Raw genomic sequence first — 15766 nt, forward strand, 5'->3', positions numbered from 1 at the left:
GCGAGCGTATCGAGACCATGCTCGCCCGATCTCGGTACGCCGGTCGCGACCTGGTTCTCGGAGGTCGAGTGCCGTCGCGAGGAACGAGCGACGGTGTATCGAGACCCGGTCGCGCGGCTACTCGATCCAGCGCGTGCTTCTCGGCCCTCGCGAGCCGAGCGCCCTCGTCACCGGTGGGTGTAGGCGTACACGCACTTGTCGAACGGGTCGTCGCTCCTGAGGATGTTGTCGATGTAGCCCTCGAGCGTGCACTGCACCACGGCCTGCGCGTGCGTGAGCAGCGCGTCGAGCGGCGGGATCGAGGTCGACGGCAGCGGCGGGAGGCTCGGCGTCGGCAGGTGTCCGCCGCCGCCCGGGTTCGTCGGGTTGGTCGGCTGCTCCGAGGGCTCCTCGGTCGGCTGCTCCGAGGGCTCCTCCGTCGGCTGGCCACCGCCGTTGTTGCCGCCGTTGTTGCCGCCGCCGTTGTTGTTCCCGTGGTGACCGTTGTTGTTGCCCTGGTGCGACGGCTGCTCGACCGGTTCGGCCGGCAGGAGGTACCCGGCCGACGTGGTGCCGTTGGGCACCGAGGTGAACTCGCCGTCGAGGTAGGCGTTCATGATCGAGACGACCAGGTCGACGTACTGCGTGCTGTGGTTGTAGCGGAAGATCGCGGCGCGCTGGCCGGGGACCTCGGAGAGGTCGTCGGCGCCGGAGCAGAGGTAGACCGCGGTCCCGAGGGCCGCGTCGTCGACGTCCTGCGGATTGCGCTTGCCGTCGCCGTCGGCGTCCACGCCGACGACCGACCAGGTCGAGGGGATGAACTGCATCGGCCCGATCGCCCGGTCGTACGTCGCGTCGGAGTCGTACTGGCCCGCGTCGGTGTCGGAGATCCGGGTGGTGCCGTGGTTGCCGTCGAGGGCGATGCCGTAGATGCCGGGGCGGGCGACGCCCAGGCGGTCGAGCGAGTTGCCGTTGACCCGGCCGTGGTCGGACTCGACCTTGCCGATCGCGGCGATCAGCTGCCACGAGAGGTTGCAGCTGCGGTCCGCGGAGTTGATGACGGTCTCGGCGCGCTGGTAGGCGGCGAGGGCCGCGGCCGGGATGCCGGAGGTGGTGACGCGGGAGGCCACGGTCTGCGGGTTGCCGCGCAGGCCCGGGGCGATGCCACCGTTCAGGTCGCCGCCGCCGGAGACGCTGGCGGGCGCCTCGATCGCGGCGGTCGGCACGCTGGAGCCGTCAGGAAGCGTGGTCTCGGGGCTGGCATCCGCGCTGACGGCGGTGATCCCGCCGATGCCGGCGATGCTGGCGGTCCACGCGGCAGAGAGCACGGCGAGGGGCACGATGGCCATCGCCTTGTGCCCGCGTCCGAAGCGTGCAGTCGACATCGTGAGCTCTCCCGTTCCCTCTCGACCCGGTGTGCTCCCACAGCACTGGGGTGACCGAACCAACGACTGCCGTCACTAGCAGTTACGGTACGCCGCCCCCGAAGATGTCGGACCGGTAACCCCGAGACGACCGTTCCCGCAGGTCATGACGGTGAAACACGTTGCTGTTCGGAAAGTGGTCCAGCCCACCCCGTCGCACCCCCGTGCGCACCTCGAATCGGCGGTGTTGGTCGTCTCGGGGACAATGGCCCGGTGACCGGACGCACTGACGCCAGCGCCGCGCTCTTCGAGCGGGGCCGGGCCGTCACCCCCGGTGGTGTGAACTCCCCGGTGCGCGCGTTCAACGCGGTCGGCGGCACGCCGCGCTTCATCCGGTCCGCCGCCGGCGCCTGGCTGACCGACGTGGACGGCAACGAGTACGTCGACCTGATCTGCTCGTGGGGCCCGATGCTGCTCGGCCACGCGCACCCCGAGGTGCAGGCCGCGGTGACCGCGGCCGTCGCGCGCGGGACGTCGTACGGCACCCCCACCGAGCCCGAGGTCGAGCTGGCCGAGGAGATCGTCGCCCGGGCGCCCGTCGAGCGTGTCCGCTTCGTGTCCTCGGGCACCGAGGCCACCATGTCCGCGATCCGTCTCGCCCGCGGCTTCACCGGCCGCGACGTCGTGCTGAAGTTCGCCGGCTGCTACCACGGCCACGTCGACTCGCTGCTCGCCTCGGCGGGCTCGGGCCTGGCGACGTTCGCGCTGCCGGGCACGCCCGGCGTCCCTGAGTCGTCGACCGCGCTGACGATGGTGCTGCCGTACAACGACCGCGCCGCGGTCGAGAAGGCCTTCGCCGAGCACGGCGACCGGATCGCCTGCCTGATCACCGAGGCGGCGCCCGGGAACATGGGCGTCGTCCCGCCCGAGCCCGGTTTCAACCAGTTCCTCGCCGAGACCTGCGCGAAGCACGGCGCGCTGTTCGTCAGCGACGAGGTGATGACCGGCTTCCGCGTCTCGCGCCGGGGCCAGTGGGGCCTCGACGGCGCCGTCGAGGGGTGGACGCCCGACCTCGTGACCTTCGGCAAGGTGATGGGCGGCGGCTTCCCGGCTGCGGCGTTCGGCGGTCGCGCGGACGTGATGTCGCGGCTCGCGCCCGAAGGGCCGGTCTACCAGGCCGGCACGCTGTCGGGGAACCCGATCGCGACCACTGCCGGCCTCACCACGCTGCGGCTCGCGACCGACGACGTGTACGCCCACATCGGCGCCGCCGCCGACACGATCAAGACCGCCGCCGCGGACGAGCTGAGCAAGGCCGGTGTCGCGCACGTCGTGCAGGCGACGGGCACGATGTTCTCCGTCTTCTTCTCGAGCACCGCCGCCCGGGACTTCGACGACGCGTCGAGGACCGACTCGAAGGCGTACGCCGCCTACTTCCACGCGATGCTCGACCACGGCGTGTACCTCCCGCCGTCGGCGTACGAGGCCTGGTTCCTGTCCGCCGCCCACGACGACCGCGCCGTGCAGACGGTGCTCGACGCCCTGCCCCACGCCGCGCGCGCCGCGGCCGCAGCCCAGGAGAACGCGTGAGCCAGACCCCTGACACCATCGTCCACCTGTTGCGGCACGGCGAGGTCTACAACCCGGAGGGCATCCTCTACGGCCGTCGCGACGGGTTCCACCTCTCGGACCTCGGCAACACCATGGCGCAGCGGGTCGCCGACAGCATCGGCGACCGCGACATCGTGCACCTGCGGGTCTCGCCGCTCGAGCGCGCGCAGGAGACCGCCCGCCCGCTCGCCGCGGCGCGCGGCCTCGAGATCGTCACCGACGAGCGGGTCATCGAGTCGACCAACAAGTTCGAGGGCCTGAACTTCGGCGAGGGCGCGATGACGATCGTCAAGCGGCCCCGGCTCTGGCGCTACCTCTACAACCCGTTCAAGCCGTCGTGGGGCGAGGCGAGCGCCACGATCGTGGCCCGGATGATGGCCGCGGTCGAGGACGCGCGGCAGGCCGCCGCCGGCCACGAGGCCGTGATCGTCTCGCACCAGCTGCCGATCTGGACGACCCGGCTGCACGTCGAGGGCCGGCGCCAGCTGCACGACCCGCGACGCCGCGAGTGCACGCTCTGCTCGCTGACCTCGCTGCACTTCGTCGGCGACCGGATCACCCAGGTCAGCTACTCCGAGCCGGCCGGTGACCTGATCCCGCTCAAGGACAAGAAGGCGCCGTTCTCCGCCGGTGGCGCGCCCGAGGCGGACCGACCCTGACATGTCCCGTTCTCTCCTGGGTGCCCTGGCGCTCACCTCTGCCCTGCTGCTCGCGACCGGCTGCTCCTCCCTCGAGGGCACCGGCAGCAACGGCTACATCTCCGGCAACGGCGACGTGCAGATCGTGAAGGCCGTCGACCGCGGCGACCCGATCGAGTACGCCGGCGAGGACCTCGACGGTGACCCGATCGCGGTGTCGGACTTCCGCGGCAAGCCGACCGTGCTCAACGTGTGGGGCTCGTGGTGCGCCGAGTGCGTCGCCGAGGCCTCGGACCTGGTCGACGCGGCGGAGGAGCTCGGCGACACCGCCAGCTTCGTCGGCATCAACCTGCGCGACCCGTCCACGGCGCAGGCCCTGTCGCACGACCGCAAGTACGGCGTGGAGTACCCGTCGTTCTACGAGCCGGACGGCAAGGCGCTGCTCGCGTTCCCGGGCGTCCTCTCGCCGCGCACGGTCCCGGCCACGGTCGTCCTCGACGCGGAGGGGCGCGTGGCCGCGAGCATCATCGGCCCGATCCCGTCGACCCAGACGCTCGTCGACGTCGTGGAGGACGTAGCAGCCGATGGGTGACTGGTTCCGTGAGACCGCGCTGTCCGGGTCGATGCTGCTGGCGATCCCGGTGGCGCTGATCGCCGGACTGGTCTCGTTCTTCTCCCCGTGCGTGATCCCGCTGCTGCCGGGCTACCTCTCCTACGCGACCGGGCTGTCCGGCGCCGACCTCGCCAACGGCGTCGCCGGCACGCGCCGCGGCCGGATGTTCCTCGGGTCGCTGCTCTTCGTGCTCGGCTTCACGGTCGTGTTCGTCATCCTCGGCACGGCCTCGGGGGCCCTCGGCGCCTGGCTGGTCGACTGGAGCCGCGAGCTCGCGATCGTGCTCGGCGTGCTGATGATCGTGCTCGGTCTCGCGTTCGCCGGCTGGCTGCCCTTCCTCAACCGGGACTGGCGGATCCACCAGGTGCCGGCCGTCGGCCTGGCGGCCGCGCCGGTGCTCGGCTTCCTGTTCGGGCTCGGCTGGACGCCGTGCATCGGCCCGACCCTGGGGGCGATCACCACCCTGGCCGTCACCGAGGGCACCGCCGCGCGCGGTGGCCTGCTGTCGGCCGTCTACGCCCTCGGGCTCGGGATCCCGTTCATCCTGGCCGGCCTCGCCTACGAGAAGGCCCTGTCGGCCATCGCGTGGGTGCGCAAGCACCAGCTCTGGGTGATGCGCGCGGGCGGGCTGATGCTCGTCGCCGTGGGCGTCCTGCTGATCACCGGCTGGTGGGCGGACGCCGTGACCTGGATCCAGGTGCACCTGATCGACACGTCCGAGGTGTCCCTGTGAGCACGTCCCTGAGCACCCGTCCCCCCGAGGACGACCGCAAGCCCGGCGAGCTCGGCTTCGGCGAGCTGCTGCGCTGGATCTGGCGCCAGGTCACCTCGATGCGGACCGCGCTGATCCTGCTGCTGCTCCTCGCGCTCGCGGCGATCCCGGGCTCGGTGATCCCGCAGTCCGGCGTCGACGCCCTGAAGACGTCGAACTGGCAGGCCGACCACCCGGAGCTCACGCCGATCTACGAGAAGCTGAGCCTGTTCTCGGTCTACGACTCCCCGTGGTTCTCGGCGATCTACCTGCTGCTGATGCTGTCGTTGGTCGGCTGCATCGTGCCGCGCACGTGGCACTACTGGCGCGGCATCCGCGCCAAGCCGCCGGCCGCGCCCCGCAACCTCACCCGGCTGCCGGACCATGCGGCGTACCACTCCACGGAGGACCCGGACGTGCTGCTGGAGCGCGCCCGGGCTGCGCTGGGCAAGCGGCGCTACCGGCTGACGGTGTCCGACGGCCCCGACAAGTGGGTCTCCGCCGAGCGCGGCTACCTGCGCGAGGTCGGCAACCTGCTGTTCCACCTGTCCGTGCTGGTGGTGCTGGTCGGCTTCGCGATCGGCAGCCTGCTCGGCTACAAGGGCGGCGTGATCCTGGTGGTCGGCAACGGCTTCTCGAACACGCTCACGCAGTACGACGACTTCGACCCGGGCAGCCTGTTCGGGGCCGACGACATGGAGCCGTTCTTCCTCACCGTCGACGACTTCGACATCGACTGGCTCACCGAGGGCGCCGCCGCCGGCCAGGCGCGCGGCTTCGTCGCGCACACGACGTACCAGGAGTCGCTGGACTCGCCGGAGGAGGAGTACGACCTCAAGGTCAACCACCCCCTCACGATCGGGAACACCGACGTGTTCCTCATCGGGCACGGCTACGCGCCGGTGATCACGGTGAAGGACGGCAACGGCGACGTCGTCTACAGCGGGCCGACGATCTTCCTGCCGCTCGACCAGACGTTCCAGTCCATCGGCGTCGTGAAGGCGAACACCGCGGAGCCGACGCAGATCGGGCTGGAGGGGGAGTTCTACCCGACCGCGGCGTTCAGCGACCACACCGGCACGTACTTCTCGGCGTTCGGCGACCTCGGCAACCCGATGATCTCGATGCTCGTCTACACCGGCGACCTCAACATGGACGCCGGGGTCCCGCAGTCGGTGTACTCGCTCGACAAGTCCGACGCCCCGATGCTGCGCAAGAAGAACGGCGCGCCGTACCGCGTCGACCTGCAGCCCGGCGAGGAGGTCACGCTGCCCAACGGCCTCGGGACCGTGAGCTTCGACGGCGTCGAGCGCTGGACCAAGCTGCAGATTAGCCAGACCCCCGGGAAGTGGATCGCGCTCGCCGGTGTCGTGCTCGCGCTGATCGGCCTGCTCGGGTCGCTGTTCATCCGTCCGCGTCGGGTCTGGGTTCGCGCCCGTCGCGACGAGCACGGCACACTGGTCGAGGTGGCCGCCCTCGACCGGTCCGGTGGTGGAGACACCGCCGCCGTCGTCGACGAGCTCGTGGCCGCCCTGCAACGAGAGGACAAGGCATGACCGACGCCTCCTGGGAGACGCTCAGCAACCAGGCGGTCGCCGCCGCCGGGCTGGTGTACTTCCTGGCCCTGATCGCGCACCTGATCGAGTGGAGCTCGCTGCGCACCCTCCCGGTGGCCGCCGGCTCCGAGCGACAGAGCTCGGTCGACATCCCGGGCGGCATCGCGGTGGCGACCGGCCCCGACGAGGCCGGTGAGGCGAAGCGGCGGCGTACCGAGCTGTTCGGGCGGCTCGGCTTCCTGCTGACCTGCCTGGCCGTGGCGATCCAGTTCGTCGCGCTGCTCGCGCGCGGGATGGCCGCCGACCCGAACCGGGTGCCGTGGGGCAACATGTACGAGTTCACGCTGGCCGGCAGCTTCGTGGTCGCGCTGATCTACGTCGCGCTCTACCACCGGCTCAAGCTCGCGTGGATGGCCCCGATCGTCGTCGCGTTCGTGCTGACGGTCCTCATGGTCGCGGCGATCTGGCTCTACGCACCGGTCGCGCCGCTCACCGAGGCGCTGACGTCGTACTGGCTGGTGATCCACGTGGTCTCCGCGATCATCGCCACCGGCGCGTTCACGCTCGGCGGCATCACGTCGGCGATGTTCCTCGTGAAGTCGCGCGGCTCGGAGCGGACCACCGGGTACGTCGCGCGGCTCCCGCAGCCCGAGGTGCTGGACCGGGTGTCGTACCGGCTGCACGCGTTCGGCTTCCCGGTGTGGACCTTCGCGGTGCTGATCACCGGCCCGATCTGGGCGCACCAGGCCTGGTCGTCGTACTGGAACTGGGACCCCAAGGAGGTGTGGGCGTTCATCACCTGGGTGGTCTACGCGGCGTACCTCCACGCGCGCACCACCGCCGGCTGGAAGGGCCGCAACGCCGCGATCCTGGCGCTGGTCGGCATGGCGACGCTGTGGTTCAACTTCATCGGGATCAACTACTTCTCGACGACCAGCCAGCACTCGTACGCCGGCGGCGCGCCGGCTGTGGTGCAGCAGCGCTAGCCGGCTTCCGGGTCCTCCGGGTGCTTGCGCTTCCGGTCGAGGTCGCGCAGGAAGTCCGGGTCGTCGTCGGGCCCCATCACGCGGGGCGGCTGCGGCTTGGGCTTCGGCCGGCGGGGGGCCGGGGCGACGCCGCGCCGCTGGATCACACGCACGGTGAGGTAGATCGCGACCGCGACGAGGATCACCACGAGCAGGAATCTCAGCACCCCTCCAATGTAGGCGGTGCGTGGTCACGCCTACTCTGATCGGGTGAAGGAGTTCTGGATCTACACCCTGCTGCGCCTCGTCCTCTTCCTTGGCTCGTTCGGGATCGTCGCCGGGGTCTGGGTCCTCGTCGCCGGCGAGGTGCCCGTCTTCTGGGCCGTCGTGATCGCGTTCGTCATGAGCGGCCTCGGGTCGTACTTCCTCCTCAACGGGCCCCGTGAGGCGCTGGCGCGGAAGGTCGACACCCGTGCCCAGAAGATGTCCTCCAAGCTCGACGAGATGCGCGCCAAGGAGGACGCGGACGGCGCCTGACGTCGCCGCGCCGCCCCCGCTTGTAACGCGGGGTTTGTGCCACTGGGCACCCTGAAATTTCGAGGTCACCAGAGGGCATAACCCCGCGTTACATGTGTTGGGGCGTCAGCCGCAGACGACCAGCGCGGCGCTGACGAGGACCGCCCAGAGCAGCTCGGCGAGGCCGGTCTCCTGGAGCACCGGGATCAGCCCTGGGCCGGTGGCGCCCCCGAGGACGGTGCGCGCGGCGGGCAGGGCCAGCAGCAGGAAGCCCAGGCCCACGAGGACCCACCAGCACGACACGAGCGCGACCAGCACGACGGCGACGGCGGCGAGGAGCACCAGGGCGGCGTACAGCAGCCGGGTGCGCCGGTCGCCGAGCACGACGGCCAGGGTGCGCTTGCCGGCGAGCGTGTCGGTCGGGATGTCGCGCAGGTTGTTCGCGACGAGGATCGCGCAGGCGAGGGCGCCGATGCCGACGGCCGCCCAGAGCGAGGCCCACTCCCACGTCTCGGTCTGGACGTACGTCGTGCCGACGACCGCGACCAGTCCGAAGAACACGAACACCATGACCTCGCCGAGGCCGAGGTAGCCGTACGGCTTCGAGCCGCCGGTGTAGAACCACGCGGCCAGCACCGAGACGAGCCCGACCGCCACGAGCCACCAGGCGGTGGTGGCGGCGAGCACCAGGCCCGCGACCGCGGCGACGCCGAAGGCCAGGAACGCCGCTCGCTTCACCGCGGCAGCCGGAGCGGCACCCGAGCCGACCAGCCGCATCGGGCCGACCCGGTCGGCGTCGGTCCCGCGGATGCCGTCGGAGTAGTCGTTCGCGTAGTTCACCGCGACCTGCAGCGCGAGGGCGACGACGAGCGCGAGCAGCGCCTTCCACCACACGAAGCCGTCGACGTACGCCGCGACGCCCGAGCCGGCGAGCACCGGGGAGAGCGCGGCCGGGAGCGTGCGGGGCCGCGCGCCGGCGAGCCACTGGGAAGGAGTTGCCACGAAGGGAGATTCAAGCAGCCGCGGGCTGCTGGCTGCGCGTCAGGTAGCGCTCCGCCGCCGCGGCGGTCGGCTTCATGAAGATCGTCGCGACCACGACGATGCCCGCGATCGTCAGCCAGCCGAGGGTGCCCTGCTCCATCGCGAGGTAGGTGAACACCGCCGGCGCCCAGACGCTGCCCAGGGTCCCGCCCAGGTGGGCGGTGCCTTGGTACTCCCCGCGTCGCTCGGGGTCCGAGAGCTCGGACAGGAAGCCCCAGTGCCCGGCCGACTGGAACAGCTCGGCCCCGGTCACGGTCACGTGCCCGACCCAGACCAGCAGGATCGTCGTCCAGCCGACCGTGTCGTGGGTGACCAGCACGATGAAGCACGAGAGCACGAAGAACGCGGCCGAGATCCGGGCCGCGCGCAGCGATGACGAGACCGAGTTCACGCCTCGGGCCGCCGGCACCTGGAGGAGCACGGCGAGCACCGTGTTGGTGCCGAACAGCCACGCCAGCAGCACGTGCGGTGCGTCGGTCTCCTGCACCAACCAGAGCGGGATCACGATGTTCAGCAGCACCTGGTTGGTCCCGAGCACGCCGTCGAACACGTTGAGCAGCACGAACCCGCGGTTGCGGAGCGCGCCGGACGTCAGCGCCTTCTCGACCGGCGTGGCCGGGAGCTCGTCGTGCTCGGCGTTCGGGAGCCGGCTGACCATCAGCGCGTTGAGGAAGAGGATGCCCGCGGTCACCCACGGCACCGCCTGGAGGATCGTGTCGCTGTCGAACGCGAGCGCGATCCCGCCGATCATCGCGCCGAGGCTGTAGCCGATGTTCCGGGCTGCCCGCATGAACGCCATCGAGCGGACCCGTTCGTCGTGCGGGAACACGTCGATCGTGTACGCGCCGCGGCCGTTCCAGGCCGCGACCTGCACCACCTCGAGCACGACCATCATCACGAGGAACGCCGCGAAGCTGCCGATGAACGGCCAGGCAAGGAACAGCGCCGCCTGCCCGGTGGCGCCCATCCACCACAGCCGCTTCGGGCCGATCCGGTCCGCCGCTCGGCCGAGCGGTACGGCGCAGAAGAACGCCGCGATCCCGGCGACGGTCAGGCCGAGGCCCACCTGGGCCGCGCTGAGCCCGACGATCTGGGTGAAGAACACCGCGCTGCCCGTGAGGAACGCGCCCTCGCCGGCGGCCGAGAGGACCGACTGCTCCGACAGCCTCCGAGCCAGGGGAGTGGGTGGCAGGAAGCGGTCGAGACGGGATGGCACGGCGGTATCCCACCACGCCCGACTAGGGTCGGTCGCGTGAATTCCGCGGTCCGCGAGCTCGCCGCCTGGCTGGCCGCCGACGACCCCGCTCCGTGGCTGGTCGAGACGTCCGGGTCGACCGGCGTCCCCAAGCGGGTGGCGCTCTCCCGGGCTGCTGTGCTGGCCTCGGTGGAGGCGTCCGCGCGCCGACTCGGGGCATCCGGCCGGTGGCTGCTCGCCGTGCCGTCGTCGTACGTCGCCGGCCTCCAGGTCGTGTGCCGCTCGCTGGTCGCGGGCCACGAGCCGGTGCTGCTCGACGACCACGCGTCGTTCGCCGAGGCCGCGCGGGACGCCGACTTCGTCTCGCTGGTGCCGACCCAGCTGCACCGCCTGCTCGACGGCGACGCCGACGCGCTGCGGTCCTTCCACACCGTGCTGCTCGGCGGCGGCCCGATCGACCCGGGCCTGCGGGCGCGTGCCGAGGAGGCGGGCGTGCACGTGGTCGCGACCTACGGCTCCGCGGAGACCGCGGGCGGCTGCGTGTACGACGGCTACGCGCTCGACGGCGTGGCGCTGAAGATCGACAACGACGGCCGCATCCGGATCGCCGGGCCCACGCTGTTCGACGGGTACGACGGTGACCCGGCGCGGACCGCCGAGGTCCTCGTCGACGGGTGGTTCCTGACGTCCGACGCCGGTCGCCTCGACGACGACGGCCGGCTGCAGGTGCTGGGCCGCCTGGACGACGTCGTGGTCAGCGGCGGGGTCAACGTCCCCGGCCCGGCGGTCGCGGCCCGGCTGCGCGCGCACCCCTCGGTCGAGGCGGTCGAGGTGCTCGGCGTACCGGACGAGGAGTGGGGCAACCGGCTGGTCGCGTTCGTGGTCGGCACCCTCGACCTCGAGGACGCGCGCGCCTGGGTGGCGGAGACGCACCCGCGGTCGTGGGGACCCCGGCAGGTCGTCCTTCTCGACGCGATCCCGCTGCTGCCCAACGGCAAGCCGGACCGGCTCACGTTGAAGGACTCTGTCATTCAGGGGGGAGTGTGAAGGTCTACAGCCTGCCGATGCGCACGAGGTTCCGCGGCATCACGGTCCGCGAGGGTGTGTTGTTCCGCGGCTCCCCGGAGTCCGGGGGGCGCGGCTGGGGCGAGTGGAGCCCCTTCCTGGAGTACGACGACGAGGTCGCCGAGCCCTGGCTGCGCTGTGCCGAGGAGGCCGCGGCAGGGGACTGGCCGGAGCCGGTGCGCGACGCCGTACCGGTCAACGTCACGGTCCCCGCCGTCGGGCCCGAGCAGGCGCACGCGATCGTCACGCGCGGCGGCTGCCGCACCGCGAAGGTCAAGGTCGCCGAGCCGGGCCAGACCCTCGCCGACGACCAGGCGCGGCTGGAGGCGGTCCGCGACGCGCTCGGTCGCGACGGGCGGATCCGCGTGGACGCCAACGGGCTCTGGGACGTCGAGACCGCCGTCGCGTCGATCACCGTGCTCGACCTGGCCGCCGACGGCCTGGAGTACGTCGAGCAGCCCTGCATGGCGGTCGAGGACCTGGCCGCCGTACGCCGCCGAGTGTCGGTGCCGATCGCGGCGGACGAGTCGATTCGTCGGGCCGCCGATCCGTACCGGGTCCGGGATCTCGAGGCCGCGGACGTCGCGGTGCTCAAGGTGCAGCCGCTCGGCGGGGTGCGCGCGTGCCTGCGGATCGCCGAGGACATCGGGCTGCCGGTCGTGGTCTCCTCGGCGCTGGAGACCAGCGTCGGGATCGCCGCCGGTGTCGCCCTGGCGGCCGCGCTGCCGGACCTGCCGTACGCGTGCGGGCTGGCGACCGTGCAGCTGCTCGAGCGCGACGTCGTCACGGACCCGCTGCTCCCGGTCGACGGCATGCTCCCGGTGCGGGTGCCGACCGTCGACGAGTCGCTGATCGAGGCCGATCCCGAGCGGGTCGCGCACTGGGAGGCCCGGCTCGCCGCCGTACGCGCGGTGCGGCAGGATCGACGCTCGTGAGCTCCACCGCGCTGGCCCGTCAGGTCGTCGCCGCCCTGATCGAGGCCGGCGTCACCGAGATCGTGATCGCGCCCGGATCGCGCAACGCACCGCTGTCGTTCGCGGCGTTCGACGCGGCCGCCGCAGGACTCGTCCGGCTGCACACGCGGATCGACGAGCGCACCGCCGGGTTCCTCGCCCTCGGGCTGTCGCGCAACCACCGGCGGGCGGCGGTGATCTGCACGTCCGGCACCGGCGTCGCGAACCTCCACCCGGCGATCCTCGAGGCCGCCCATGCCGACGTCGACCTGGTGGTCGTGACCGCCGACCGTCCGGCTCGGATGCGCGGCACCAGCGCCAACCAGACCACCGACCAGGTCGGCGTCTTCGGCCCGCTCGTCGAGACGCAGGACGCCACCGGGCTGCTCGAGCTCATGACGACTGGTCCGGTGCACGTCAACGTCCCCCTCGAGGAGCCGCTGGTGCCCGAGGGCCGCTGGACGCCCGACGTCATCCCCGGCGAGCCCGTGCGGCACCTGCGCGCGGCCGTGCACGTGACGATCCCCAACGGTCCGCGCACGGTCGTCGTCGCCGGCGACGACGCCGGACCGCCGGCGCGGATGCTCGCCGAGCGGGCCGGCTGGCCTCTCCTCGCCGAGCCGTCGAGCGGCTCGCGCACCGGCGAGAACGCCATCCGCGCCTACCGCTTGCTGCTCGGCACCGACCTCGGCGACCGCGTCGAGCGCGTGGTCGTCTGCGGGCACCCGACGCTGTCGCGCCCCGTCAGCCGGCTGCTCGCGCGCGCCGACGTCCACGTCATCGACACCCCGGCGTACGGCGTCTGGCACGAGCGCCCGTTCCCGGTCACCGAGCGGCTGCCGGTCGTCCCCACCGTGGCGCAGCCCGACGACCCGGCCTGGCTCGAGGAGTGGCACGCCGCCGACCGCTCGGTCTCGCGCCAGCTCGACGCGCTGCTCGCGGCCGAGCCCGAGCTGACGCCGCACGAGGTCGCCGGTGCCGTCGCGCGGGCGTTCGAGGAGGGCGCGCTGCTCGTGGTGGGGGCCTCGAGCCCGATCCGCGACCTGGACCTGATGGTGCCGCGCTACCGCGTCGGCGCGCGCCGCAAGGTGCTCGCGAACCGTGGCCTCGCCGGCATCGACGGCACCATCTCCACGGCGATCGGCGCCGCCTTGGCCCGCCCGGACAGCACGCGGTCCCTCGCCCTGATGGGGGACGTGACGTTCCTGCACGACTCCAACGGCCTGGTCATCGGCCCGGGGGAGCCGATGCCGGACCTGACGATCGTGGTCGTGAACGACGACGGTGGCTCGATCTTCTCGATGCTGGAGCAGGGCGCGAGCGAGTACGCCGAGCAGCACGAGCGGCTCTTCGGCACCCCGCACGGCGTCGACCTGGCGTCGCTGTGCGCCGCCACGCGCACCCCGCACCTGCGCGTCACCAGCCTCCCGGAGCTCGAGCAGGCGCTGGCCAGCCCCAACGGCGGCATCGAGGTCATCGAGGCCGTCGTACGCCGTGACAACCGCCGCGCCTTGGACGAGCGCATCCGGTCCTTGCGGCCTTAGGAAGAATGACCCCGTGGACGTCGCCCTCTTCATGATCTCGCTCGCCATCGGTGTCCTCGGCGGCGTGATGGTGTCGCGCTGGGTCGGGATCCCGTCGCCGCTGCTGCTCGTCGTCGCCGGCGTCGGGGCGTCGTTCCTGCCGTTCGTCCCGCAGGTGCACCTCGAGCCCGAGGTCGTGCTGATCGGCCTGCTGCCGCCGCTGCTGTACGCCGCGTCGATCTCGTCGTCGCTCGTCGACTTCAACGCCTACCGGCGCCCGATCCTGCTGCTCTCGGTCGGGGCCGTCGTGTTCACGACCCTCGGCGTCGCCTGGGTGGTGCACGAGCTGATCCCCGGCATCCCGTGGGCCGTCGCGATCGCGCTCGGCGCGGTCGTCGCCCCACCGGACGCCGTCGCGGCGACCGCGATCGGGCGGCACATCGGCCTGCCCCGCAAGATCGTCACGATCCTCGAGGGCGAGTCGCTCTTCAACGACGCCACCGCCCTGGTGCTGCTGCGCACCGCCCTCGGCGTCGCCGCCGGCACCGTCGCGGTGTCGGTGTGGGGCATCGGCCTCGACTTCCTGGTCGCCGCGGTCGGCGGCACGGCGATCGGCCTGGCGGCGTACTGGATCGTCGCCCGGATGCGGCGCCGGATCACCGACCCGGCGATCGACGTCGCGCTCTCGCTGGTGGTGCCGTTCTTCTGCTACATCGTCGCCGAGGAGGTCCACGTCTCCGGCGTGATCGCCGTCGTCGTCGCCGGCCTGCTGCTCGGTCACCGTGCCCCGGTGCTGCAGACCGCGCAGTCGCGGATCGCGGAGCGCATCAACTGGCGCACGGTCTCCTTCCTGCTCGAGAACACCGTCTTCGCGCTGATCGGCCTCCAGGCCCAGTGGCTGTTCCAGGACCTCGCCGACAGCGACCTGGGTGCCGGCCGCATCGTCGCGGTCTGCCTCGCGACGCTCGCGGCCGTGATCGTGCTCCGGCTCGTGTGGGTGATGGGCTCGCGCTGGGTGCTCTTCCGGCGCCCGCGCGACCGCGACGCGAGCCACGCCGTACCGCCGTGGTCGTTCATGTTCCTGCTCGGCTGGGCGGGCATGCGTGGCGTGGTCACGCTCGCCGCCGCGTTCGCCATCCCGCCGACCACCGAGCACCGCGAGGTGCTCTTCATGATCGCGTTCACGGTCGTGGCCGGGACCCTGCTCATCCAGGGCCTCTCGCTGCCGTGGTTCGCCCGCAGGCTCCGCGTCCCCGCGCCGGACCCGCTCGACGACGCGCTCGCTCGCGCCACCCTGCTGCAGCAGGCGTCGAAGGCCGCGCTCGAGGAGCTGGACTCCCTGGAGTACGACGACCCCGCGGGCGTCGTCGACCTGATCCGGCAGCGGCTCGACCAGCGCAACTTCGCCGCCTGGGAGCGCCTCGGCACCCAGAGCGACCAGGAGTCGCCGGCCGCGCTGTACTACCGGATCCGCAGCCGGCTCATCGACGCCGAGCGCAACCGGATCCTGGAGATCCGCAGCGAGGGACAGGTCCCCTCCGAGGTGGTCGCCGACGTGCTGGCGATGCTGGACGTCGAGGAGTCGATGCTCGACAGCGCGGAGCAGGAGCGCGACGAGACCGCGGCGTACGCCGCCCGCCGCTGGCAGATCGGCGACCTGTGCGCCGACCTCGAGCAGCACCCGACCGTCGATGAGGAGCCGGCGACGTACTGCCGGGCCTGCGTGGAGGCCGGCACCCCGTGGGTGTCGCTGCGGCGCTGCCTCGAGTGCGGCAACGTCGGGTGCTGCGACTCCTCGCAGCTCCAGCACGCCACCGAGCACTTCCACGACACGCAGCACGCCGTCATGCAGTCCGCCGAGCCCGGCGAGAACTGGCGGTGGTGCTACGTGCACCACCTGACGGCGTAGCTGGGCGGGTCGCCCTGTCGCAGGTTCACCATGTTCAGTGGTCGAACCTGCACTTCACATGGCCTGCACGCCATGAGAAGTGCAGGT

15 protein-coding genes are annotated in these 15766 nt (G+C 72.0%); 11 read left to right on the top strand and 4 right to left on the bottom strand.

Annotation, left to right across the window (positions count from 1 at the left end):
* Positions 1 to 167 precede the first annotated feature (167 nt).
* Positions 168 to 1364 carry a lytic murein transglycosylase gene (locus MJ604_RS00370; protein ID WP_243056294.1) on the bottom strand — a complete coding sequence of 399 codons (1197 nt, stop codon included), beginning with the start codon at positions 1362 to 1364 and terminating at the stop codon, positions 168 to 170.
* Positions 1365 to 1616: 252 nt separating this feature from the next.
* Here MJ604_RS00370 and hemL point away from each other — a divergent pair, with 252 nt between their 5' ends.
* The 6 genes from hemL to ccsB are packed head-to-tail and all read left to right on the top strand — an operon-like array spanning position 1617 to position 7498.
* Positions 1617 to 2933, top strand: a complete 1317-nt coding sequence (gene hemL, locus MJ604_RS00375; protein WP_243056295.1) for a glutamate-1-semialdehyde 2,1-aminomutase — start codon at positions 1617 to 1619, stop codon at positions 2931 to 2933.
* Positions 2930 to 3613: a histidine phosphatase family protein gene (locus MJ604_RS00380; protein ID WP_243056296.1), complete on the top strand. Its 684-nt coding sequence runs from the start codon at positions 2930 to 2932 to the stop codon at positions 3611 to 3613. Before hemL ends, MJ604_RS00380 begins: the two co-directional genes overlap by 4 nt.
* 1 nt (position 3614) lies before the next feature.
* Positions 3615 to 4184 carry a TlpA disulfide reductase family protein gene (locus MJ604_RS00385; protein WP_243056297.1) on the top strand — a complete coding sequence of 190 codons (570 nt, stop codon included), beginning with the start codon at positions 3615 to 3617 and terminating at the stop codon, positions 4182 to 4184.
* Positions 4177 to 4938: a cytochrome c biogenesis CcdA family protein gene (locus MJ604_RS00390; protein WP_243056298.1), complete on the top strand. Its 762-nt coding sequence runs from the start codon at positions 4177 to 4179 to the stop codon at positions 4936 to 4938. The genes MJ604_RS00385 and MJ604_RS00390 overlap by 8 nt, the downstream gene beginning before the upstream one ends.
* A complete protein-coding gene (locus MJ604_RS00395; protein ID WP_243056299.1) occupies positions 4935 to 6512 on the top strand; it encodes a cytochrome c biogenesis protein ResB in 1578 nt (525 codons plus the stop codon). The genes MJ604_RS00390 and MJ604_RS00395 overlap by 4 nt, the downstream gene beginning before the upstream one ends.
* Positions 6509 to 7498: a c-type cytochrome biogenesis protein CcsB gene (ccsB, locus tag MJ604_RS00400; protein WP_243056300.1), complete on the top strand. Its 990-nt coding sequence runs from the start codon at positions 6509 to 6511 to the stop codon at positions 7496 to 7498. The genes MJ604_RS00395 and ccsB overlap by 4 nt, the downstream gene beginning before the upstream one ends.
* Here the strand turns inward: ccsB and MJ604_RS00405 are convergent.
* Positions 7495 to 7704: a hypothetical protein gene (locus tag MJ604_RS00405; RefSeq protein WP_243056301.1), complete on the bottom strand. Its 210-nt coding sequence runs from the start codon at positions 7702 to 7704 to the stop codon at positions 7495 to 7497. The two genes, ccsB and MJ604_RS00405, sit on opposite strands and share 4 nt — an antisense overlap.
* A gap of 43 nt (positions 7705 to 7747) precedes the next feature.
* Here MJ604_RS00405 and MJ604_RS00410 point away from each other — a divergent pair, with 43 nt between their 5' ends.
* Positions 7748 to 8014, top strand: coding sequence for a DUF4229 domain-containing protein (locus tag MJ604_RS00410; protein WP_243056302.1), 267 nt, complete (start codon positions 7748 to 7750; stop codon positions 8012 to 8014).
* A 105-nt stretch (positions 8015 to 8119) separates the two neighbouring features.
* On the opposite strand, the gene MJ604_RS00415 is transcribed toward MJ604_RS00410, so the two are convergent.
* Positions 8120 to 8995 (bottom strand): 1,4-dihydroxy-2-naphthoate polyprenyltransferase, encoded by an 876-nt coding sequence (locus MJ604_RS00415; RefSeq protein ID WP_243056303.1) that lies wholly within the window; start codon positions 8993 to 8995, stop codon positions 8120 to 8122.
* A 10-nt stretch (positions 8996 to 9005) separates the two neighbouring features.
* Positions 9006 to 10250 (bottom strand): MFS transporter, encoded by a 1245-nt coding sequence (locus MJ604_RS00420; protein ID WP_243056304.1) that lies wholly within the window; start codon positions 10248 to 10250, stop codon positions 9006 to 9008.
* Positions 10251 to 10286: 36 nt separating this feature from the next.
* Here MJ604_RS00420 and MJ604_RS00425 point away from each other — a divergent pair, with 36 nt between their 5' ends.
* From MJ604_RS00425 to MJ604_RS00440, 4 genes are read left to right on the top strand one after another with little or no spacing between them, the layout of a single operon-like run.
* On the top strand, positions 10287 to 11276 hold the full coding sequence (locus MJ604_RS00425; RefSeq protein WP_243056305.1) for an AMP-binding protein: 990 nt from the start codon (positions 10287 to 10289) through the stop codon (positions 11274 to 11276).
* Positions 11273 to 12229 carry an o-succinylbenzoate synthase gene (locus tag MJ604_RS00430; protein ID WP_308194100.1) on the top strand — a complete coding sequence of 319 codons (957 nt, stop codon included), beginning with the start codon at positions 11273 to 11275 and terminating at the stop codon, positions 12227 to 12229. Before MJ604_RS00425 ends, MJ604_RS00430 begins: the two co-directional genes overlap by 4 nt.
* Entirely contained in the window at positions 12226 to 13791 is a 1566-nt protein-coding gene (menD, locus tag MJ604_RS00435; protein ID WP_243056306.1) for a 2-succinyl-5-enolpyruvyl-6-hydroxy-3-cyclohexene-1-carboxylate synthase, read from the top strand. The genes MJ604_RS00430 and menD overlap by 4 nt, the downstream gene beginning before the upstream one ends.
* 13 nt (positions 13792 to 13804) lie before the next feature.
* A complete protein-coding gene (locus MJ604_RS00440; protein ID WP_243056307.1) occupies positions 13805 to 15679 on the top strand; it encodes a Na+/H+ antiporter in 1875 nt (624 codons plus the stop codon).
* Positions 15680 to 15766 lie beyond the last annotated feature (87 nt).

The sequence above is a fragment of the Nocardioides sp. SR21 genome, from assembly GCF_022761125.1.
Classification (GTDB): Bacteria; Actinomycetota; Actinomycetes; order Propionibacteriales; family Nocardioidaceae; genus Nocardioides.

Excerpts from the sequence above, each read along its gene's own strand:
- MJ604_RS00370 (WP_243056294.1), bottom strand. The coding sequence starts at position 1,364 with ATGTCGACTGCACGCTTCGGACGCGGGCACAAGGCGATGGCCATCGTG.
- MJ604_RS00385 (WP_243056297.1), top strand. The coding sequence starts at position 3,615 with ATGTCCCGTTCTCTCCTGGGTGCCCTGGCGCTCACCTCTGCCCTGCTG.
- MJ604_RS00390 (WP_243056298.1), top strand. The coding sequence starts at position 4,177 with ATGGGTGACTGGTTCCGTGAGACCGCGCTGTCCGGGTCGATGCTGCTG.
- ccsB (WP_243056300.1), top strand. The coding sequence starts at position 6,509 with ATGACCGACGCCTCCTGGGAGACGCTCAGCAACCAGGCGGTCGCCGCC.